Source organism: Mycoplasmopsis mucosicanis (genome assembly GCF_006546935.1).
GTDB classification, from domain to species: Bacteria; Bacillota_I; Bacilli_A; order Mycoplasmatales; family Metamycoplasmataceae; genus Mycoplasmopsis; species Mycoplasmopsis mucosicanis.
This window is the reverse complement of sequence record NZ_SMDN01000006.1, coordinates 1-22393: the sequence shown is the minus strand read 5'-3', so window position 1 is coordinate 22393 and position 22393 is coordinate 1. Positions and strand designations below refer to the sequence as shown.

Annotated in this window: 15 protein-coding genes and 2 pseudogenes; 7 read left to right on the top strand and 10 right to left on the bottom strand. The window is 28.9% G+C overall.

Annotation, left to right across the window (positions count from 1 at the left end):
• Positions 1 to 200: 200 nt before the first annotated feature.
• Positions 201 to 1427, bottom strand: a complete 1227-nt coding sequence (locus E1I18_RS01955; protein ID WP_141483922.1) for an HNH endonuclease signature motif containing protein — start codon at positions 1425 to 1427, stop codon at positions 201 to 203.
• An 81-nt stretch (positions 1428 to 1508) separates the two neighbouring features.
• On the opposite strand from E1I18_RS01955, the gene dcm reads away from it, so the two are divergent.
• Positions 1509 to 3293 (top strand): DNA (cytosine-5-)-methyltransferase, encoded by a 1785-nt coding sequence (gene dcm / locus E1I18_RS01950; RefSeq protein ID WP_141483921.1) that lies wholly within the window; start codon positions 1509 to 1511, stop codon positions 3291 to 3293.
• Between the two features lie 44 nt (positions 3294 to 3337).
• On the opposite strand, the gene E1I18_RS01945 is transcribed toward dcm, so the two are convergent.
• The 3 genes from E1I18_RS01945 to E1I18_RS01935 all read right to left on the bottom strand — a co-directional run bounded on the left by E1I18_RS01945 (position 3338) and on the right by E1I18_RS01935 (position 6655).
• Positions 3338 to 4414, bottom strand: coding sequence for a potassium channel family protein (locus E1I18_RS01945; protein ID WP_170218513.1), 1077 nt, complete (start codon positions 4412 to 4414; stop codon positions 3338 to 3340).
• A gap of 85 nt (positions 4415 to 4499) precedes the next feature.
• Entirely contained in the window at positions 4500 to 5687 is a 1188-nt protein-coding gene (locus tag E1I18_RS01940; RefSeq protein WP_211334701.1) for an acetate/propionate family kinase, read from the bottom strand.
• A gap of 2 nt (positions 5688 to 5689) precedes the next feature.
• Positions 5690 to 6655: a phosphate acyltransferase gene (locus tag E1I18_RS01935; RefSeq protein ID WP_141483918.1), complete on the bottom strand. Its 966-nt coding sequence runs from the start codon at positions 6653 to 6655 to the stop codon at positions 5690 to 5692.
• A gap of 430 nt (positions 6656 to 7085) precedes the next feature.
• Between E1I18_RS01935 and E1I18_RS01930 the strand changes: the two genes are divergently transcribed.
• From E1I18_RS01930 to E1I18_RS01910, 5 genes and pseudogenes are all read left to right on the top strand, one after another.
• The gene (locus tag E1I18_RS01930) at positions 7086 to 7301 is read left to right on the top strand and encodes a hypothetical protein (protein ID WP_141483917.1); all 216 of its coding nucleotides are present in this window, start codon (positions 7086 to 7088) and stop codon (positions 7299 to 7301) included.
• Positions 7302 to 7342: 41 nt separating this feature from the next.
• Entirely contained in the window at positions 7343 to 8074 is a 732-nt protein-coding gene (locus E1I18_RS01925; RefSeq protein ID WP_141483916.1) for a 2-oxo acid dehydrogenase subunit E2, read from the top strand.
• Positions 8075 to 8077: 3 nt separating this feature from the next.
• Positions 8078 to 8308: pseudogene (locus E1I18_RS01920) on the top strand (biotin/lipoyl-containing protein); the annotation flags it as partial.
• 132 nt (positions 8309 to 8440) lie between these two features.
• The gene (locus E1I18_RS01915) at positions 8441 to 16483 is read left to right on the top strand and encodes an ABC transporter permease (RefSeq protein WP_141483914.1); all 8043 of its coding nucleotides are present in this window, start codon (positions 8441 to 8443) and stop codon (positions 16481 to 16483) included.
• Positions 16483 to 17469, top strand: a complete 987-nt coding sequence (locus tag E1I18_RS01910; RefSeq protein WP_141483913.1) for an ABC transporter ATP-binding protein — start codon at positions 16483 to 16485, stop codon at positions 17467 to 17469. Before E1I18_RS01915 ends, E1I18_RS01910 begins: the two co-directional genes overlap by 1 nt.
• Positions 17470 to 17534: 65 nt before the next feature.
• On the opposite strand, the gene E1I18_RS01905 is transcribed toward E1I18_RS01910, so the two are convergent.
• From E1I18_RS01905 to tig, 6 genes are all read right to left on the bottom strand, one after another.
• Positions 17535 to 18053: a hypothetical protein gene (locus tag E1I18_RS01905; protein WP_141483912.1), complete on the bottom strand. Its 519-nt coding sequence runs from the start codon at positions 18051 to 18053 to the stop codon at positions 17535 to 17537.
• A gap of 7 nt (positions 18054 to 18060) precedes the next feature.
• Positions 18061 to 18918, bottom strand: coding sequence for a ribosome biogenesis GTPase YlqF (gene ylqF, locus E1I18_RS01900; protein WP_141483911.1), 858 nt, complete (start codon positions 18916 to 18918; stop codon positions 18061 to 18063).
• A 7-nt stretch (positions 18919 to 18925) separates the two neighbouring features.
• The gene (locus E1I18_RS01895) at positions 18926 to 19156 is read right to left on the bottom strand and encodes an MAG0865 family DivIVA-related protein (RefSeq protein WP_141483910.1); all 231 of its coding nucleotides are present in this window, start codon (positions 19154 to 19156) and stop codon (positions 18926 to 18928) included.
• On the bottom strand, positions 19149 to 19868 hold the full coding sequence (locus E1I18_RS01890; protein ID WP_141483909.1) for a TrmH family RNA methyltransferase: 720 nt from the start codon (positions 19866 to 19868) through the stop codon (positions 19149 to 19151). Before E1I18_RS01890 ends, E1I18_RS01895 begins: the two co-directional genes overlap by 8 nt.
• Positions 19861 to 20388, bottom strand: a complete 528-nt coding sequence (locus E1I18_RS01885) for a tRNA (cytidine(34)-2'-O)-methyltransferase (RefSeq protein ID WP_141483908.1) — start codon at positions 20386 to 20388, stop codon at positions 19861 to 19863. Before E1I18_RS01885 ends, E1I18_RS01890 begins: the two co-directional genes overlap by 8 nt.
• Positions 20389 to 20453: 65 nt before the next feature.
• The gene (tig, locus tag E1I18_RS01880) at positions 20454 to 21920 is read right to left on the bottom strand and encodes a trigger factor (protein WP_141483907.1); all 1467 of its coding nucleotides are present in this window, start codon (positions 21918 to 21920) and stop codon (positions 20454 to 20456) included.
• Positions 21921 to 22122: 202 nt separating this feature from the next.
• Here tig and E1I18_RS03780 point away from each other — a divergent pair.
• Positions 22123 to 22393, top strand: a pseudogene (locus tag E1I18_RS03780) (hypothetical protein); the annotation flags it as partial.

Here is a 22393-nt window from a genome sequence, read left to right as displayed (position 1 = left end):
CTTATGCGTTCAGCATAAGTTTATTTTTTATTAAGCCTTAATTGAGGTTTTGGTTGGTTTAATTACTTTTGAATCTAATGAGGTTGCAGTCTTTATTTATTGAACTGTGAATAAAAATAAAAAAGCGTATAAATGTGTTATTAAGATAGTGTGAGTTCACATTGAGATATCAATTAGTTTGAATAAAAATTAAAGATTACCTAAGCAAGCAAATTTAATATTTTTTCAGCAAGTGTATCAATGTTGGTGTCTTCTAAAGATGTTGAACAAAAATCAAATATATTTTGATTTGCAAGGAGTTTTTTAATAATTTCTAACTGAACTTCTCTCGAACCAACACCTTTTTTTAAAATCTGATGACATTGCACACAAAGTCTGGCTAAATTATCGATGTCATCATTTTCAACTCCATGTTTAAAAGGTATAACATGGTGAATTTCAAAATATTGTTCACCCTGTCGATTATCAAAAGTTTCTTCAATTCCACAAGAAAAACATTTTTTTGGTGCCATTTCTTTAAACATTTTTATTAGCGATGCATTTCTTCTTATTGCATTTTTGTGTTTGTCAAATCCGAGTATATTTCTGAATTCATTCACATTAGCCCGTGTCAGATTCTTTTGAAATATATAGTCTGTATAAAAATTTAATACATTAATTAAACGAGTTGAACTTAATTTCACATTCGGCACGTCGACCTCAAAAAACATTACATTATCAACAGTTACAAAATCTACACTATCTTTAAATTTAGGATTTTTGCTAAAAATTAATGCTTTATATTTATTGATAAAACCAATTTCATTTGCATAAAACAATGAATTTACACGTAATTGTGTATTTCTTAAACTAATAGATTCAACGTATTGTTTTTGTAATTCTCTTGTATTGAAATTAATGTATTTAAGCGGTAAAAAATTCTTATCTATAAGTTTAATCATTCTTTTTAATTCAAATAGGTTATCAGAAAAATAGTCGATGCTAATAAAATTTCGATTGTTATCGACGCTACCTCTTAATTCAAGAAAAGCGCGCAGGAATTTCTTTTTGTCTTCGTTAATATTTTCATCATTAAATCAGTCAGAAGTTAAAAGTTTTTTATTTAATTGCAGCATAAAGTCGTGCTTAGTAATATTAAGGTCATTATTTAAATAAAAACGAATGTTAATTTTGCTTTTTGTTTTTGAGTGTATTTCTCAATTTTCTGATTGTGATCAATTATTAAGATTTGCTTCGTAGTGCTTCGCATAGTCTAAAAAATTAAATTCATTAATAGGCACAAATTTAGAAGACTTGAACTCAGAATAAGTGTAAAAATATGACTTATCGTCAATTTTTTCAGGTATAGTTCTACTTAAAAATGCACCAAGTAAAAAAGGATCTATTTCAGTAGATAAAAATTTTGATAAACTTATATATCTTCTCATAATTGTCTCCTTTTTATATAGTACATATTATAAAGTGCTATAATTTGAGGTATAAATTATTATTACCTCAAATGGAGTGTTATGGTTTTTAAAATTCTTGATTTATTTTGTGGTGCGGGTGGCTTTAGTTATGGATTAGAGATGAATAAAAAATTCAAAACCGTAATAGGTGTTGATTTTGATGCAAATGCTCTTATGACTTTCCAACAAAATTTTAAAGACGCCATTACAATTCAAGGTGATCTAACCGATGATAATGTTAAAAAAAACGTAATTGAAGAGTCAATTAAAACTGGTGTAAATATGATTATCGGTGGTCCGCCTTGTCAAGGTTTTTCTCTCAAAGGTAAAAATTTAGGTCTTTCAGATAAACGTAATTTTTTGTTTATTGAATTTTTTAATTTAGTTTCAGAAATTAAACCAGAGATTTTTATTATTGAAAATGTTAAAAACTTAATTAATTCTTGCGATGGATTTTTCATAAATGAAATAAAAGAAAAATTTACTAAGTTAGGATACATTGTTAATTACGGTATTGTGAATGCTAAAAATGCAGGAGTACCACAGAATAGAGAGCGCGCAATAATAATTGGTTCTAAATCTAAAAGTATTCCAATTCCAGTATTAAAAGAAAAAGCAACAACTGTTTATGATGCAATTAGTGATTTATCATATCTCGAAAGTGGAGAAGGTAAATTTCAAGCAGATTATACTAATGAGGCAAAAACAATTTATCAACAATTAATGCGAAATAATTCTGAACAATTATTCAATCACCAAGCAACAAAACATTCAGATTTAGCAATAAGCAAACTTAAAATGATTCCACCTGAAGGTGATAAAAGTTCTTTACCAATTGAATTACACGGTAAGCAAAAATTTTCAACGACTTGATCAAGATTAATTTGAAATCAACAAAGTCCTACAATTGATACACGTTTTGATACACCTTCTAATGGTAGAAATTCACATCCTTTTTTAAATCGAGCAATCACTGCTCGAGAGGCTGCTAGAATTCAATCGTTCCCTGATTGTTTTATTTTTTATGGTAATAAAACAAGCGTATGTAAACAGATAGGTAATGCAGTTCCGCCTTTACTTGCTAAAGCAATAGGTAAGCAAATTTTAAAATACTATGCAGAAAATGAAATTGTTGATAGAAATTATAAATTAATTAATGACAACTCATATTCACTTGTTCATCAATTGTCTTTTGAAAAGTTATATGTTGATGCAATCATAACTGATCCACCATATAATATTTCCAAAATTAATAACTTTAATACACTATCAAATCGTACTGGTGTTGATTTTGGTGCTTGAGATAACAACTTTAATGTGACTGGCTGAATTAAGGATTATGTTAAACTTCTTAAAAAAAATGGCTCAATAGTAATATTTTGCTCTTACTTGTATATAAGTTTTATCATAAATGAGTTGAAGGAAAATGGAATTGATGTTAAAGACATCATAATATGAAAAAAAACAAATCCAATGCCCCGTAATGTTGAAAGAAGGTATGTACAAGATATGGAGTTTGCGATTTGAGGTGTAAAAAAAGGTTCAAAATGAACATTTAATAAACCTAATTCAGTTCCATATTTACGTTCGCTATTTGAATCTAGTGTAGTAAGTGGCAAAGAGCGAACAATACATCCAACACAAAAAAGTCTTAAAATACTTGAACAAATTATTCAAATACACACAAACAAAAATGATTTAATTCTAGATCCGTTTATGGGAAGTGGTACAACTGGTGTAGCAGCATTATTACATAATCGTAGATTTATAGGTGTAGAAATTGATAAAAAATATTATCAATTAGCTTTTTCAAGAATTGAAAATATTAAAAACCAAACATCTTAGTAAGACACAAAAAACTTATGCGTTTAGCATAAGTTTATTTTTTATTAAGCTTTAATTGTGGTTTTGGCTGGTTTAATTACTTTTGAATCTGATGAGGTTGCAGTCCTTATTTCTTTTGTATCAGACGTGTCTTTATTTTCCTTATTTACACGTTTTTGAGTACTATTTGAACTCTTTTTAGGTTTGTAAGTTCTTCTTAATTCTTCAATTTCTTCTTGAACTTCTTCCTCAAAATTATCTTTTTTAAGTTGGCTTTTTAATTCGTTGATAAATCCACCAACGATAATACCACTTGGAATTGCAAACACTGCAATACCTAAAATAGATAGAACCATAACCATTGCTTTACCAACTGTTGTTGCAGGAACTAAATCTCCATAACCAATTGTAGTCATTGTAATAGTTGCAAAATAAACAGCCTTAAAGAATTGATTGCCATCTGCCTCTGTTTGACCTTCTTTAGGGATAAACACATAAACAGGTGGTTTATCAATTGGCGCAACATTTACAAGTTCTTCACTATAAAAAATTACCGAGAAGACTAAAATGATGATGATAATAAATAAGAATGTGTAGAAAAGGACAACTCTTTCTTTTTGAAAAACATTAAATAATGCTTTGAATGGTCTAAAGTGTCTAAGTAATATGACAAGCCTCACGATACGTATTAAAACTAAGTATCTAAGGTTGAAGAATAACTCGTTTTTAAAACCACTTAATATTAAAATTTGGTTTAATGATGGTAGAAAAATTAAGATTACTAGTATTCCATGAAAAGTTATCGGGAACTTTAGTAAGTTAAGTCATGGCTTTGGTTTTTTGTATGAGACAACAAGTCATAAAAATAAATCAACGCAAGCCATAACAATAACAAGATACTCATTAATAGAGAATCAGACCTTGAATTTAGGAAATCTTTGTAAGAATTCAGGTGATAAAACAAGTGTTGAGAGTGAAATTGTATAGATAACAACTAAAAGTAGTGTGTAGAATGTTCTTGAAATTTTAGCAAACTTGTGATGCCTCTTTTCGATGTGTTCAAACGAATCAGTTCTAATAAGAATAATTTCAAAAAAGTTATGTAATTTTTGTCAAGATGATTTCTTTGTTTGTGTTTCCATAGGGACAATTATACAAAAAAACATTTTTTCGTAAAAAAATGTTTTTTCCTTAAAGTATTGAAATTTGTGTGTTTAGGTAAAAAAATTACTTCAATGATACTAAGTCTTTTGCATATCTAGCAATAACAACTTCTTCATCAGTTCTTAATTTATAAATTGGAAATTTTGAACCTGGTGTTGAAATTAATAAGTAGTCATCATAGAATTGAGAGTTCTTTGGACCTGATAATTTAACATCAAAAGCCTTTAGATTTTTAACAATCATATCTCTAATAACAACGTCATTTTCACCAATTCCGGCAGTAAATACAAGAGCATCTATTCTTTCACCAATTTTATTTAAATATGCTGCTATATAATCGACTGCTTTTGATACATAGAGATCAATTGCTAATTTTGCTGACTTATCTTTATTGTAAAAAGGATGCAAATCTCGGATATCGTTAGATATTCCTGATACACCTAAAAGTCCTGATTTTTTAACCATCATGTCTTGAACTTCTTGAATATTTTGGCCTTCTACACGAACCAAATAGTCAACGATTCCAGGGTCAATTCCACCAGGACGAGTCCCCATCATTAGACCATCGTATGAACTAAAACCAACAGAAATGTCATATGATTCTGACTCTTTAACAACACAAACAGATGATCCAGAACCTAGATGAGCAATAACAATGTTAATTTTTCTTTTGTTGAGTATTTTTTCCATCTTTGTGGTTACATAATCATGACTTAAACCATGGTAACCAAATTTATAAATGTGAAATTTTTCTGCTCATTCTTTGTTGATAGGAAAAATTCTATTTACATCTGGAAGAGTTGTGTGGAATGCAGTATCTTGACAAATTACTTTTGTAACATCTGGCATATTTGCTTCAAATGCTTCAATTGCATGAAGAGTTGCTGGCGCATGAATAGGAATGAATTTTGCAGCCTCTTCAATACCTAATTTTACTTCTTCATTATAAATTACAGGTGATAAAAATTTATGTCCTGCATAAGGAGTTCTAAAACCAATTACCACAATTTCATGAAAATCGTGAACAATACTGTGTTTTTCTCACATTTGCATAAGTTCTTTAACTGCAACTGTGTGGTTAGGCAGATCTACTTTATTTTCATAGATTTTGTTACCTGTTTTAACAATAATATTGCCATCTAAATTTATTCTTTCGCAAATACCTTTTGCAATCAGTTCCATTTTGGTGTATGAATATAAAGCTCATTTTAAACTTGAACTACCTGCATTAACTGTTAATATTTTTTTCATAATTATTGAAATTCGTATCCTTTCAATATTGTTATTGATGTAACGTCAATAACATCTTGGACTGTAGCACCACGACTAAAGTCATTAATAGCGCCATTTACACCAACCATTATTGCACCAACAGCACCATAACCACCCATTCTTTGAGCAATTTTGCATCCAATATTGCAGCTTTCAAGATTAGGAAATACAAATACACCTGCAGGTTCTTGTGTTGCTGAAGTGAATTTTTTGGCTCTAACACCTAAGTCATAAGCTGAATCAAATTGAAGTTCACCTTTTATGATATTTAAATCTTTTTCTTCAGCAATTTTTACTGCTTCTCTGACTAGATCAGGGTTTTCACCTTTACCCGATCCATTTGTTGAATAAGTTAAGAATGCTGCAAGTGAATTCATACTCATTGACTTAGCAAAATCAATTGCATTTGCAGCTAAATCAACAAGTTGATTTGCATCTGGTTTTTGAACAGTTGAAGGATCAGTGAATATTATTTTTTCTTCACCTTTATGCATTACTATTACTGAAGACATTGTTTTGATTCCAGGTTTTGGTCCAACACATTTAAATGCAGCTCGTAATATGTCTTGTGTTGAATAAATCAAACCACCAACAGCGCTATCAATATCTTTATTTCTAATCATCATAGCACCGTAATATGGACGATATGCAACTAATTTTCTACATGTTTCAAGGTCTTCTTTACCTTTTCTAATTTGAGCCATTAATTGAGCATATTTTTCAATACTATCTTTTTCTGCTGAAAGAATAATGTTATCAAGACCATCTTCAACAATTTGTGCTTCATTTTCTAGAAGCATTATCGGTTTAGCAAGATTATTATTTTTAAGGTAGAGCGCTGCTTCACGAGCACGCTTATCATCTCCATCTATAAAGAGTACAGACAATACTTTTTCACTAGCTTTTGTTCTTAGTAAATTTTGAATATGTTCACTAAAATTTGCCATTTTTTCCCCCTTTAAATTATTTATAAAAGTACAACTATATTTTAATGTTTAAATTTTAATTTATAAGAATAAAAAATATTTTTTTAATTATTTGTTGTTTTGAAAACGCCAAAAGTACTTAAAAATGTGTAAATAAGTAAAAAAATATTTTTTTCATATGTTTTCCATAACGTAAAAAAAATTTTTGATTAAAGATTTGCAAATAAAAAAATAACAAAACAAATTGTTATAAATATGTGAATTTAGCCAAAATATTAAAAATATATTAATTTAATACCTTTTATAAAGTATGAGAATATTTTTATATTATAATAGAGACAGCAATTTTAACACTTACCACAGATGCATCTGGTATTTCAAGTGATTAAGATTGCTCAAAATGTAAATTCGAATTTATAAAATTCAATCCATACTTAAGGAGGAAAATAATATGTCATTATTCTTTGAAGATGAAAAAGAAGAATCAGCACCAGCAGTTGTTGGTCAAATCTCAGTTTCAAATGAATTGCTAGATTTCACAATTAAAAAACCAGCAAAAAAATGCGAATCTAAATGTGATGATAAAAAAGATCCTAACTGTGGTCTAACACCGCGTGAAAAAGCTATTCAAGAAAGAAAAGCAGCAGAAGCTAAAAAATCTTGCTAATTTTTTTATAAAATTTCAAACATAAATTAAGGAATATTAAAATGACCGAAATCGTTCAACCAAAATCTCTTGAAGCAAGAACAGAAAAAATCTCTCCAATTCGAAAAGCAATTGCAAAAAACTTAAAAGAAGTTATGAATACAATTGCTTATTGTGCCTTAACACGTAAAGGTGATGTAAGCGCTCTTTGAGATTTACGTAAAAAAAATGTTACAGCAGTCCTTGAAAAAGAAGGTGTAAAATTAACTTTCTTATCATGAATTATTAAAGCAACAGCGATTGCTTTATCTGAACACCAAGCATTTATTGGTTCATGAAATGAAGAAACTGGTGAAATTACTTATCCAGATTCAATCAATATAAGCATTGCAGTTGATACACCTTATGGACTTGTTGTTCCTGTTATAAGAAATGTAGAAAAATTAAGTATTGTAGAAATTCAAAAAGAAATTGTTCGTTTTGCTAAATTAGCTCAAGACAGAAAACTAACAATGAAGGATATGACTGGTGGTTGTTTCACAATCACAAACGTTGGTTCTGTAGGTGTTCTTCATGGTTCACCAATTCCTAATAAAGGAAATGTAGGTATTTTAGCAGTTGGTGCTATTGCAGATGAAGTTAAAGTTAATAAAGATGGTTCATTCTCACCATCAAAACAACTTTACTTAACAATTGCTGCTGACCACCGTTGAGTAGATGGAGCAGATATGGCTCGTCTAAACAATAGAGTTTTTGAATTACTAGAAAAACCAGAATTATTAGGAGAACTATAAAATATGTTTAGAATGAAATTTACAGACATCGGTGAAGGTCTTCACGAAGGTAAAGTTGCTGAAGTTTTTGTTAAAGTCGGAGACTCAGTAAAAGAAGGTGATACACTTTTCAGCGTTGAAACTGATAAAATGACATCAGAAATTCCAGCACCTACTACAGGTGTTATTGCAGAAGTTTTAATTGAAGCTGGCAGTGAAATTACTGTTGGTGACGAAATTTTTGTTATCGAAGAAAAATAATAATTTTTCCCAAAGTACTCATTTTTGAGTACTTTTTTATTTTTTGTTTTATAAAATGATGCTCAAAACATTTTATATATTTATATTAATGTTAATATAAAATTGTATTACTGATATAGGAGTATTATGTGAAGACTATTTAAGGAAGTATTTAAATCACTAAGCAAAAATAAGGTCGTTGTAATTGGTCTTAGTATTTTAGTGTTTTTAACATCAGCAATTTTTACATTGCTTTCAAGTGTTAAAAATGTTATCGTAGGAGGTTTTGAAAACTATAAACATGTATCAAAGCTACACGATGTTAGTGTTGATTTAAACCTACCAACTCAAGGTAATGCATACAATCAAGGTTATTTCATTAATGGCGAAACTAGTGAAACACTAAAGCAAAAAGGAAAATCTAGTTATGAACCAATTATTTATCATATTGACGATTCAACATTTGATAGATATAAAGAACTTGCAAAAGAGTACTCACATAGCGTTAATATTGAATTAAGTAATTCACAAACTCCTGAATATATTCAGCTCTCAAATTTAAGCAGTGATTTTGAAGATAATCTAAAGAACAAATACATTAAAAGTGAAAATTTATTTGATTTTTACAACATTGCTAAAAACGAAACAAATATCGGTGCTAAACACAAATCAGTTGATTTTGATTTAAGCAACATAAACAATCCATTTTTCAAGCTTTACAATTCTAAAGAAGTTCAACTTTTTGAGAAGAATAATACTGATTTTACTGAATTTAAGCAACAAATCGAACTCAAAACAACTGATAATGCAAGTTTCGATAATGATTCAAGATTAGGTGATATTTTATTGCTTAGTCGCGATAATAATGAGATATATGCAAGTCAACTTTCTCCACTGTATGTTAATGTTCAAACAATAGAGATAACACACGACTATACTAAAAGTTTGCAGTGATCTGATGAAGGTGTGCTATTTACAATTGAACCAAAAATTATTGCGTCTGTTTTAGGTTTTGAAGCTGCTGATTCTTCAAGAAGAGTTCAATCTAAAACTAAAGCAAATACATCTGCTACAATATACAAATTAAATCCTTATCTAAAATCTAATTTAGATGTGCTTTTTGATTTGCCTAGCGCTGATGCAAAAATTGATGAAAATCTTAAATTCAAAAGAAATATTCCTTTAAATTTATTCCTACTAGACAATCAAAAAGTTAGCAAACCTTTTTATTTAACTCTAGATGTAAATAAAAAATACAAACTTAACCAAGAATGACTTATTCAAAATGAAGTTAGCACGAACTTTTTAAGAAATCATTACTATACAAGTTTCATTAATGAATCAAAAAACAAATGAAGCGGTGCGTTTAAGACTTATATTGAATCACTAGGTGACCCTCGTCTTAAAACTCGTGATAAACAATGAGATCAATTAGAAACTTTTGCATATTGAAGAAAACAAAAATCTATTTCACAAACACCTTTCATATTTGACCAAAATACACGTAAATGAGTACTTAACACAAATAAAAAAGTGTTGAATACATTTGAATTACCATTGAGTTCAACACTTGATTTTGCTGAAATTAATAAGCTAAAACTTTGGAGTGATGATAAACGTATTTCGCCTCTAAAAACTCCTTATGAAATAAGCAAACGTAGACCAAAAACAATAAATGAAATCGAAGTTGACAATCTATTTGGTAGCGCAAAAGAAAATTATTTAAAAGCAAAAAACAACCAAAAAATAGATATTTTACGTGATGAAAATCAATTAAATTTCAACTATTCTTTAATTAATAGCAAAGCTTTTGAAGCAACAAAACAATTAATTGTTGATAAGGTTATTAAAAAAGTAGGAGAAAGCAATGTTGGTATTCGTCAGAGCATTACAGTTAATGGAATTGATGAAAAAACAGGAAAGCAAAATACATATCATTTCATAAACACTGGTGATAAAGATTTTAAAATATCAGGAATCAAACTTAATGTTGGTGCATTGTTTAATGAGTCACAGCGTCCTTCACTTTTATCAAAAGATGAGCTCAATAATGAAGATTTCTATAAGTCTTCTAAAATAAATCCTTATGTTTCTGCACTACTTATTCAGTCAATTTTCAAAAATCTTTATCCAGATAAAAACTACATTAGTCCAAAATTTGAATTTGCTAGTGTAATTGATTCTAACCCAAAAAACCGTGAATATCGTGAACTAAAAAACACAAAAATCGTTTTATTAACTGACTACAACACACAAAAAAATGATTCACAAAACAATAAGAAAAATGTTCAAGAAATCTATGGAATTATAGGTGTAGCAAATAAATTTAAATTTGTACAAAGAAGACAAACAACTGATGAATCAGCAAATTTTGAAGTTATTTACACAACAAATATGCCTTCTGATGGTATGGATATTGGTTTATTAACTAAATTTTTAAACCATCATAAACTAACCATTGCAACTGATTTTATAAAAACAGATGGTGATGGTTGAGTTATTCATGATAGCGAATTCAAAAATATAAGTTATATTCCAATATACTTTTTAGCGCCAAAAACTCAATTAATCAATGATGTACTCAAAAACGGAAAAATTGATGTACTTGCGGACACTATTGAAAAATTCTTATTAAATTCTGACTTTATTAAAAAAGAGTTTTTAACTACTGAACAAATATTAGAACTATCAAGAATTATTAAAGTAGTATTAAATAAACATAATTTTGCTTCAGTCTTTACTAATGGCAAAATAAATAATGGAATTTTACCTGAATTAATTATTGATTTTATTTATGAACTTAGCCATTCAAGACAAGGTGATTTAATTAAGATTTTGATTTCGCAATTCTTAAATCAATCATTGAATCAAATTTCATCATCATCAGATTTAAGCGTTCAAAAATATGAATTATTAAAAGAAGTTAAAAAAATATTTGCAACACTCAAGACAATATCTGGAATAGATTTAGAGCAATATATCAATGCTAAAGGTGTTGTTAATGCTTCAAAAGATCCTAAAATTGTGATTGCCTCACTCAATAAAGTTGTTGCTTCAATTGATTTTAAACGCTTTAGTGAGCAAGCAAGAAACTGATTTGAAAAAGAAAACAATAAAGAATTTACACACAAAGGTACTAAATTTATTAAGAAACTTTCGTCAGGAACAATAATAAATTGAGTATTTAGTTCAATTGATCAAAAAACTCTCAAAGATGGTTTAAGTGACTTAATCAACAATTTAGACTTTACTTACTTACTCGATTTGAATAATAAAGACTCGCTTTTATATTATTTCCTCAATAAAAATGCACCTCAATTAATCATTCCTCTTGAACGAATTATCAAAAAAATAAATGCAAATGAGCCTAACTTAGAGCCTTATAGCAATGCTAAAACAGGAATTATTAACATCATTAAGTCTATTGACTTTAATGTGTTAAAAAACGAATTAAACAAACGCACAACCACTGAATTTATCGATTTTGAGGACAAATATTTTGATAGTGAAGCAAACAAAGAAGTGCTTAAAAAACACAATGTAGCACTCGAAAGAATTAGTCCTCGCAACGGTATAGTTGCATTGCTAAAATCTATATTTTCTGTATCTGGTTCAAACAGAGAGTTCAAAGAAAACATTATTAAGATTTTCAATTTAAGTTCTAAAACAGACAAAATCGATGTTCCTGGTTCTAATTCTAGTGTTTATCTACCTGCAAATGATAATGATAAAGTGAGTTTTAATGACTTTGTAAGCATTTTTGGTAGTTTAGTTCAAACAAAAGATTCAAGCATTTTTAGAAATTTTGTCTATGAAAATGAGCTTACTAAAATTTTGAATGTATTGACTAAATCTAAACTAGACGCAGTAAACTTCAGTGCATTTGATTCTTCAACTGTTAAATTTATAATTGATTTTAACATACTACAACAAAACGAAAATACACAAAAAGCAGTACTTAAGGTAAAAAATCTACTTAATTTTATAGCTCAAACAAAAGGTGGAACAAATGTCTTTTTATCTCAAAAAGACAAAACAGGTTCTGATATATTAGCTGATTTAACACGTTTTGAGAATGGTACACCTGCATGACAACTTGTTAAAAAATTACTTGAGTCTGCTGCAGGTATTCAAATTGATAACGAGTATGCTCTTGGAGCTCAATCATTTGATATATTCAAACCATTGATACAAATTTATTTAAATCCTGAAGCAAATTATGAACAAGCTAATAAGTTTGTCCGAGATATTTTAAGATTAAGTATCGATCCTGAAGTGTTGAAATTATCTACTCGTAAAGCAGAATCAAAAAATATTCCTTTTACTACTTTGACTGATTTTTACATAACTGATTGATTACTAAATATTGATAATACTGAATTCTTTGATTTTGACCAAAATACACGTTTTAGCAATGTTTTGGTAGAAAATTTAGCTAAGCAAAACCCTCAATATAGAAACTGAATTGCAAAAAACAAATTGCTTCTTAAGAAACAATTTGCATACATTGGAGCAAGCAAAAAATTCAGTTCTAATACTTCTCTTCAAAAAAATGGTGTGTATCACTATGCTCTAGAAACCTTTGTTAATAATTATTTATCAAGCAAAGAATTCTATGATGTTAAAGACACTGCATCAATTCTTGTAAGCAAACTAACACCATCTGTACCAGTTAAAATACTTGGTATTCCTGATGTTTTAGTAAATCCAGTTTTAAGATTCACATTCCCAGAATTAACTCTTTCATATTTAGCAATTGAACGACAAGAAGCAGGACTTACAAATGGTAACCTAGCATATTTAGTTCTTGATAAAATTGTTGATTTTGAAGAATTAATTGATGAATCAAGCGACAAGTTCAAGGAATTAGTTAACCTTTTAGATGCTTCATTTGCTCAAAAAGACACAACGCTAGTACCACTAAACCTTGACAAATTCTCAAATTTAGTTTTAGATAAGCCTGCTCTTGATAATTTGAATAGTAAGACACAAAATGAAATCAGTATTTTTGGTTTAAATATAACAAAAATTCTTCCACAATTAATTAATGAAATAGTCGAACCAAAACCTTTAAAAGAAATTGTGTTTAATTCTTCTTCAAGTTTTGTTGCAAAAGCAAATTATGCATTCCTTATAAACAATGATAAAGAAATTTACAATGGTGAAATTCCTTCAAATCCACTTGAAATCAATGATTTTATCAATAATTTAGACTCAAAATATACTCTTGATGTCAATGGAGTTAAGTTTGTTATTGTAGGTCATGACACCACAGTTGATTATCTTTATCCAGTACTTGATGAAAATAATTTACAAGTTAACACACATAATCAAGCACTTGTTTATGTAAATAAAGCAGGTTTTGACCGTATTAAATTAGCATATGCTGGAAACGTTGTTAAGGAATCGTTGCTTGTTAAGAATTCAACTTCACTTAAAAACACACAATTGAAAGCAGAATTAACCCAAATAGTTGAAGATTCAATAGCAGATTCAAACAAATTGCAAAGAGTATTTCTTACTAATGAAATTGATCCAATTAACCCTGAACGTGCATTGCGTGTAAGTACTGTAGAATCAATAATTAGAGCAATTTCTGTTGCTTCAACTGCATTGTTGATCACATTCACATTTGTTGTTGGAATTTCAATTGTTTTCATTATTAAAAGATACATTTCAAACAAAAACAAGGTTTTAGGTATCTTGGTTGCACAAGGATATTCTCCTTCAAGAATTGCTTTATCATTAACTATTTTTGCTGCTGTAACTTCAGTGCTTGGTGGAATATTAGGTTATGCAGTCGGTAATAGATTGCAGTTGTCGTTGCTCAATGTCTTTTCAAGTTATTGGACACTGCCTAAAGAAACGGTTTCTTTTGACTGATTAACAATGCTTTTCACAGTCTTTATTCCATTTATTGGAATGAGTTTGTTGATTTATGTTGTTGCATTGATATCATTGAGATTTAAACCAACTGAATTGATGAGCGGCAGTGTTTCAATACCAAAATCAAAATTAGCAGTCAATTATCATAAGTTAGTTCCTAAATCGAATGTTAAAAAACGTTTCTCCATGGTTCTTACTATTGCAAACTTCTGAAAATTACTTGCATTTAGCACTTCTGCACTATTGACCTCTACTGCTACAATATTTGGATTAGCTTCAAATAACATTTTTACAAAAACAATCAATAACACATACAAAAATAGACATTACAGTTTTAAAATTGACTTAGACACACCAAGTACAGAAGGTGGACCTTACACAACATATAATCCAAAAAATCTTGAAAATAATTTATATACTCCAATTGGTGAAAGTATTGAAGCTCAGCGAGAATTGTATGATTACTTTAAACCTGGTTTTTCAAGAGCAATAAACAAAAATAATAAAAATGGAACACCAAATCAATATGATTCACACATTTTGACTCAGTTTTCTGCTTCTATAAAAGTTGATTCAGGTGTTGCAGCCGATCCTTGATTAATTGCGTACAATTCAATGCCTGATACTCAAAAAGCTAAAATTGATAAGATAAGAGATAAGGTTGGTGTATTGCTTGAAAAAACTCAAAGCAGCAATCTAAAAAAATGAGTAGTTGATAAACAAACGAATAATATTTCGCTACAACAAAACAACGAAAACACTGACTTCTTTAAATACTACAAATCTCCTTTTGATAAACAAGGTCGATTTGTGTTAGCAAAATGGAGCAAAGAAACAGACGAATACATTCAAGTTCCAATAACTACTGAAGATTCAATTCGTTCAAGATATCGAGAATTTTTAGTACAGGGATATAAAAAACTTCAAGAACGTATTGAGCAAGAAGAACAAAATCCACAAATCATTGAAAAAAATCCAAATAATAGCGAACCTGAATACGGTAAATTGAATTATTGACTAAACGATCCAGGAAAAGTTTATGGACCAACAATCAATGATTACTTTATAAGTTTTGGTGGTGTGTACTTCGATCCACGTCATGATGAAAAATACACATATATCAAGACAACAATCAATAATAAAGACTTAAAAATCTATGGTTATCAACAAAATTCACGTTTTGTAAAACTTGGCAGTCCTGAAAATAATTTATACGACAAACTATACAAATTTAATAAAGAAGGAATTAATCCTTTAATTATTAACGAGGTTTCTGCACGTAAAAATAATTTGGCCGTCGGTAGTGTAATTAATGTTAATATTGAAAACCATATTGATAGATTTAAAGATAAATTGAATGCAAAAATAAACAAAACTGCAATTCCTACGCACAATGCAATATTTGAAGTCATAGCAATTAATGATACATTTATAGGTGAAGAATTTATCACTCGAATTGATGTAGCTAATAAATTAATAGGTCTTGATAAGTTTGGCAATGGTGATTTCTTTAATGGAATTCTAACTGACAATAAAAATCCACTTCAAGTAACAAATTCAACAGGTCTTTATTCTTCAAGTGGTTATTGAGCGGGAATAGATAGTTATAATTTAGATACTGTTTCAATAGAAACACTTAAATCAATGTTTGATCAGATTTTTGATCCAATTAATGGTTTGAGTGCTAAAACAAACAAATTGAATGCAAATCAAATTATTAAATTCTTAAGTCCGCAATCTAATACATTCAGTCAAGATGTTTATAATTCGCTTAAAGATCAACCAAAAGAAGGAATTACAAATTTTGCTAATATTTACAATAACAAATTGTATGTTGCATTGGCTAACTCAATAGACTCTAAAGATATTGAATCAGGTTTCACTACACAAATAGGTTTCACTGTTCAAACAATTGTGGTAGTTATCATAGCTTTAAGTTTCTCAATTTCATTGATAATTCTTATTATGATTTCAACAATTATGATTGCTGAAAACTCAAAAAACATTGCTATTTGAACAATTTTAGGTTATCGAAATAGGGAAAAATTGCGAATCTACTTCTCAGTTTATTTACCATTTATTGTGCTTGCGATATTGCTTTCAATACCACTAACAATGCTGATTATTTCACTATTTAATGCAGCATTACTCGTATTGACTGGTGTTGCATTGCAACTAAGTTTAAATATATTCCATGCTTTAATTACATTGACTATAATGCTAGGTATATTCATTACAACTTCATTTATAACTTGAGTAACTGTTAATAAAGTGCGTCCTGTAGACTTGTTGAAAGGAAAATAATGCGAAACAAAAATGATAAAAAACCACGTAAATTCAGTAAGTTAGGTCAAAATTTTCAATATGAAGACAAGCAGTTTGAAGATTTAAGATCACTGACTACTGAATACAAAGTTGATACAAAAATTGATAAAAATAATGTGTTTAATATCATTGATTCTACTGAAAGCAGAATAATCAAAGCTCCTAGAAAAATATGCAGTTACATTGCTCGAATTTCAAAACGCAGACGTAAAAAAGATGGTAATGAAAATGCTAAAATCAAACCTTACAACATAATTGAAGTTAGGGATGTTAGCAAATGTTATGTATCAGGTGACAGCATAATAAAAGTTTTAAAACACGTTAATATTGAAATTAAAAGAGGTGAAATTGTATTGATATTAGGTGTTTCTGGTGGTGGTAAATCAACTTTACTTAATTTAATTTCTGGTTTAGATAAGCCAACACGCGGAAATATTATTATCAACGATATTAATTTGCCTTATTACTCAGACAGATTTTTGAACAGATTTAGACGTGAAAATGTAAGTTTTATCTTTCAAAACTATAACTTATTAGAAAATTTGAATGCATATGATAATGTAATGACTGGTGCATGATTGCAAAAAGATCCAAAAAGACGTGTTGATCTAACTGAATTATTCCGTCAGTACGAAATGATTGATGAAATTAACAAATTTCCTTCTCAAATGTCAGGTGGACAACAACAACGTGTTTCAATAATGCGTGCTTTATCAAAAAATGCTCCTATAATATTTGCTGATGAACCAACAGGTGCTTTAGATGAAAAAACAACCAGAATTGTGCTTAATTCTCTTTATGATGCAAATGATAAATGAGGAACAACAGTTATAATGGTTTCTCACAACCCTTCAATGGTTGCAATGTGTCATCGTGTAATCCATATTGATAAGGGAGTAATTACAAAAATTGATGTTAATCCAGCACCATTACATCCTGATGAAATTGGCCTTTATAATGAGTAATAAAAATCATAGCTTAAATGCTATGATTTTTTCTTTAATACACGTTTTTGAGTACTTTAGGGAAATTATTTTTGCTCATTTAACTCATTGTTTGTTTCACTGCTTTGCGCAGAATCATTATTTTGTGCTTCAACTTGATTTTTAAGTTGTTCAATCATTTTTAATTCTTCTTCAGTAGGTGGAAGTAAATAAGGTGCAGGTTTTTTAAGGAAGTTCATTATTACTCATGCTTTTGTGAGTTTGTTGAGCGAATTAGCTGGTGTACCTTTTATAACCTTGCTTGTAATTATTAAGTTTATAGCGTTTCCAATTGTTCAATGCAACGCAACAATGAACATTATTACTAATGCAATAACAGCAACAATAAAACTATTAACACTTTGAGTTGCAGGTGAAACAGTTGAACCTTTATTTCAACCAACGATAATCAATATAATAATTATTCCAAATAAAATCGTTAACAATACTGATGATTGCATTGATAAAAATGTTCTTCTTTTTAATTGTTCTGCACTATGGTCGAATGCTTTTTGTCATAAATCAACACGATTTTTGAATTTTTCTTTAAGTGTTTCTCTTTGCATATTTCTCCTAATCATAAGTTACTTGTGTTAGTTCTCTAACTCAATTAACAAAATATTTGTATATTCTATTTAAATCCACCTTATTATTTATTTTATAGTTTTTATTGATTGCTGCTTGATTAAAAATGTTATATTTAGACGTTTCATCAAGTTGGTCAGTCGGAAGTTCTATGTTGAATTCATTTTTGAATTTTTCAGGGTAATATTGATGAATAATATCGAGAAATGAGTTGGCCAGAAACATAGTTGGAAAAATTTTTGTTTCAATTGAGCCTATCATTGCAAGTTTTGTTGCTGCGTTTTGATCTTCTAGTTTTGGCAATAGAATTCCTGGTGTGTCCATAAAATAAAAATTATCAATATTTACTCACTGCTTTGCTCGTGTAACACCCGGAAAGTTTGCGACCTTAAGAGATTTTTTTTGACTTACTAAATTAATTAAAGTACTTTTGCCTGCATTCGGAACACCTAGCACAAATGCTTTAATTTTTGGATTTAGAAGGCCTTTTTCTTTATCTTTTTTAATTTTTTCAGCACAAATTAATTGTAAAGATTTAATAATTTCTTTTCGTGAAGTTTGTTTTCGTAAGTCTAATCACAGTAATTTTGAGCCTTTGAATCTTGCTTCAATAGCAGTTTTCTTTGTTTTGTCCATTAAATCAGATTTTGTTACAACAAAAAGGCGAGGTTTGTGAGGTGAAATTGCATCAAAGTCTTCATTATATGAACTTATTGGACAACGAGCGTCGAGAACAATTATAAACACATCAGCGAGTGTTGCATTTTGTTTAATTTCTTTTAAACCTTTGGCCATATGACCAGGGAATCAATTTATTAAGTTCTTGTGTTCTTCAGAAATTTTCATATGTAATTTATTTGCCTATATTTTTTTCAAATTCAGTTTTTGATTGTATGTTTTTAAGTTCTTTTATCTCGTTGATATGGTTTTTAAGTTCTTTATTTAGAGACTCGTTTTGTGCCTCAAGTTCTTCAATTAAATTGACCAATTCATTGATGAATGAGTATGTTTGGGCAACATTATAACCATTGAATTCTCGACTTATTTTTGAGAATTTAGTTAATAATTTTTCTTTATTATTCATTTTTACCTCTTGAAGATTCATACATTAAAATACCTGACGCAACTGCAACATTTAAACTTTCAAATTCAATAGGAATGTATATTTTTTGTGCTTTTAATGCATATAGTTTTGATTGAACTCCATGTCCTTCGTTTCCTAATACTATAACTTTATTTTGAGTCGGAAACACTGTATTTTCAATAGTTTTGGCATCTTTTGTTAGTGTGCTGATAAATATTTGATGTGTATTTTGTAGCGAGTTCAATTCACTAAATGCATCATTATATTTGATCACTTTGATTTTAAAAATAGCTCCTTGAGTTGAACGTAATATCTTCGGATTATAGACATTAACATTAGTATAAACAGTATCAAAACCAAATGCGACTGCACTTCTTATTATTGTACCTACGTTTCCTGGGTCTTGGACATTATCGCAGAAAATTATGTTTGATGAATAGAGTTCTTTAAGTGTCTTTTTAATTAAAGCAACACATCCTGATGGATTAGTGGTTGAAGAAATTGAGTTTAGTACATTGTCGCTTATTTTTATTGAGTTTGCAAACTTATTTTGCCCCTCTATTTCTAAAATATGTTCAATTTGTTGCTTTGTGTTAAGTGCTTCGACTATCATATTTTCGCCTTCGATAACAAAATAGTCATTATCACCTTTTAATATTTTTTTAATTTTTTTAATTAATGGATTAGAACTGCTCGTAATTAATTTATTCATCTTGCTCCAAATAATATTTACCTTTTTGAGTTTCAAAAAAGTTTAAGCCATCAAAGTTTAATTGACGCATAATTTCAAATCCAATTATTGAAACACAGTTGGCTAAATTCATACTTCTCATTGCTGAAACCATTGGAATTCGCAGACATGTTTTTATGTTTTCGCTTAGGATTTTTTTATCAATTCCAGTTGATTCGCGTCCAAACATTACTCAAATTTCACCATGGTGCCTTGCAATAGTTTTGAAATTTGGCTTATTGTAAGATTTAAGGCCATATCGAGTTATATAAAAGATTTTTTTATCTTTGTATTTTTGGTAAAAATGTTCATAATTCTGATGAATTTCATGCTGAATATCACTAAGGAGTCGACCAGCAGCCGGACGAGATAATTTAGAAGGCAAAAGTTCAAAACCTAAAGGTTTAATAATATGAAGTTTTGCGCCTAATGCATAACATGTTCTTATAATGTTTCCAGTATTTGGACAGATTTCGGGTTGGTATAAAACAATATGCAACATAATTCTCCTTAGTAATGATTTTGTCTTATGAAACCAAAAACACTGCAAAAGCAGTGTTTTCAATATTATTTTTGAACGCTTTTAGCTTCTGCTTCAGCCATTTCAGCTTCTTTTTTTGCTTTTAATTCTTCTGCTCTTTTGTTTCATTCATCAGCAATTCGTTTAGCTTCAGTATTGAGTTTTGACTCTAATTCAACTAGTTTTGCATATGATTCAGGGTCTTTTTGTTGAACAAGAGCTGTAATATTTCTTCTTTCAATAATTCTTGATGTAATTTGATTTTTATTGTTTTCATCTGTCATAAAGAATCCAGTTAAAAATACTGTTGGAAGACCTGTTGACATTGATGTAATATTTGCTCATGTATTGATTTCATCTTGAGTAGCATCTTCTTCTTTAGAAACTTCTTTAAGAAGGTGTTGAGCTATTAGTGAAAATGCAATTGATTTTTTCTCTTCTTTGAATACTAATTCTTTAAATTGTTCTTCAGATTTATCTAAAATATTAAGGTACTCAGAGAATTTGATGTCTTGTTGTTTAAGTTGATCAACAATTTCTTTTTTTCTTTGTTCAACTTGGTAGTGAACAAACATATCATTGATTTTTACATCATTATTATCAAGAGTTTCAGTTGTGTATTTTTCAATAAATGTATTTAAAGCAACTTCAATTTTGTTGTTTAGCAATATTCATTTAAGTACGTCTCTTGCTTCGTTTTCATCTTTGGCTTGGCCAGCTCTCAATGCATACAAGTTTTCATCGCTTAATTTAGTTGCTTCTGGTCTCACAGCTTTTAGAATTTCTACTTGGAATGTTGCTTTTTTATTAGCTAATTTGTCTACTGGATATTCTTTAGGGAATGTAACAACTACTTCACCTTTATATCCAACTTCTTTGTCTAATAATTGGTCTTCAAATGTATCGATAAAAGTTTTTGAACCAAGTTTTAATTCAAAGTTTTTTGCATAACCACCATCAAATTCAACACCATCAACAAAACCTTTGTAATCCAATGTTACAGTATCACCATTTTGAGTTTTTTGTCCTTTTTCAAGAGGTAATTTAACTGCTACTTCTTTTAATTTGTTTTCAATGTATTTATCGATGTCTTTTTTTGTGATTTTAGGTAGTTCGAATTTAGTTTTAACTTTTTCGAATTTTAAGCTACTTAAGTCAGATTCTAAAGGATAAACAACTTCAAATTCTAGAACATCTTTATCAATTTTTTTAACACGAATTTCAGGTTGAGTAGGAACAATTCTTGGACAAACTTCTTTAAGTTCAGTATAAATTGAATTAATACTTTCTTTTAAATATGCTTCAAATGCGCTTTCAAAAACTTTTGCATCTGAAATGTATTTTGAAGCTTGGTCTGCAGGAACTTTTCCTTTTCTAAAACCATCAATTTTTAGGTTTTTAACTAAATCATCTTTGGCTTTTTTGATTAATGGAGCTCATTGTTTTTCATCAACTTTAATTAGTTTCTTGATTTCTACTTTTTCTTCATCAATATGTATTAATTTATCTGCCATAATTTCTCCTTATTAATAAGTAATATATTAATTTTAATATAAAAGTTAAAATAATAGTGCAAATATTCATTATTTTGTTTAGTTATGCATGAATACAAAATTATTGAATAATATAATTTTTACTAATATACTCATTTTTGAGTACTTTTCGTAAAAAAAATAACATGAAACATACACAAAATAAATAAAGGTTTAATGAGGTTTGTTAATTTATTGTTTTCTTAATAATTTAAAAAATAGGTTATCTTTCAAAAATTTAGATTATCTAGCTACACTTCATCAACGTAAGATAACTGCACTCAAGAAAATTAAGCAAACTTTGCTTGAGAAAATGTTTCCGCTTGAAGGCTCAAATATTCCATCAATTCGGTTCGCCGGATTTACTTACGCTTGAGAACTAAAAAGGTTTGGTGAAATTCTTAATAAAATTACTCGAAAAGGGTATACAGAATTGCCTCAATTAACTGCTTCGA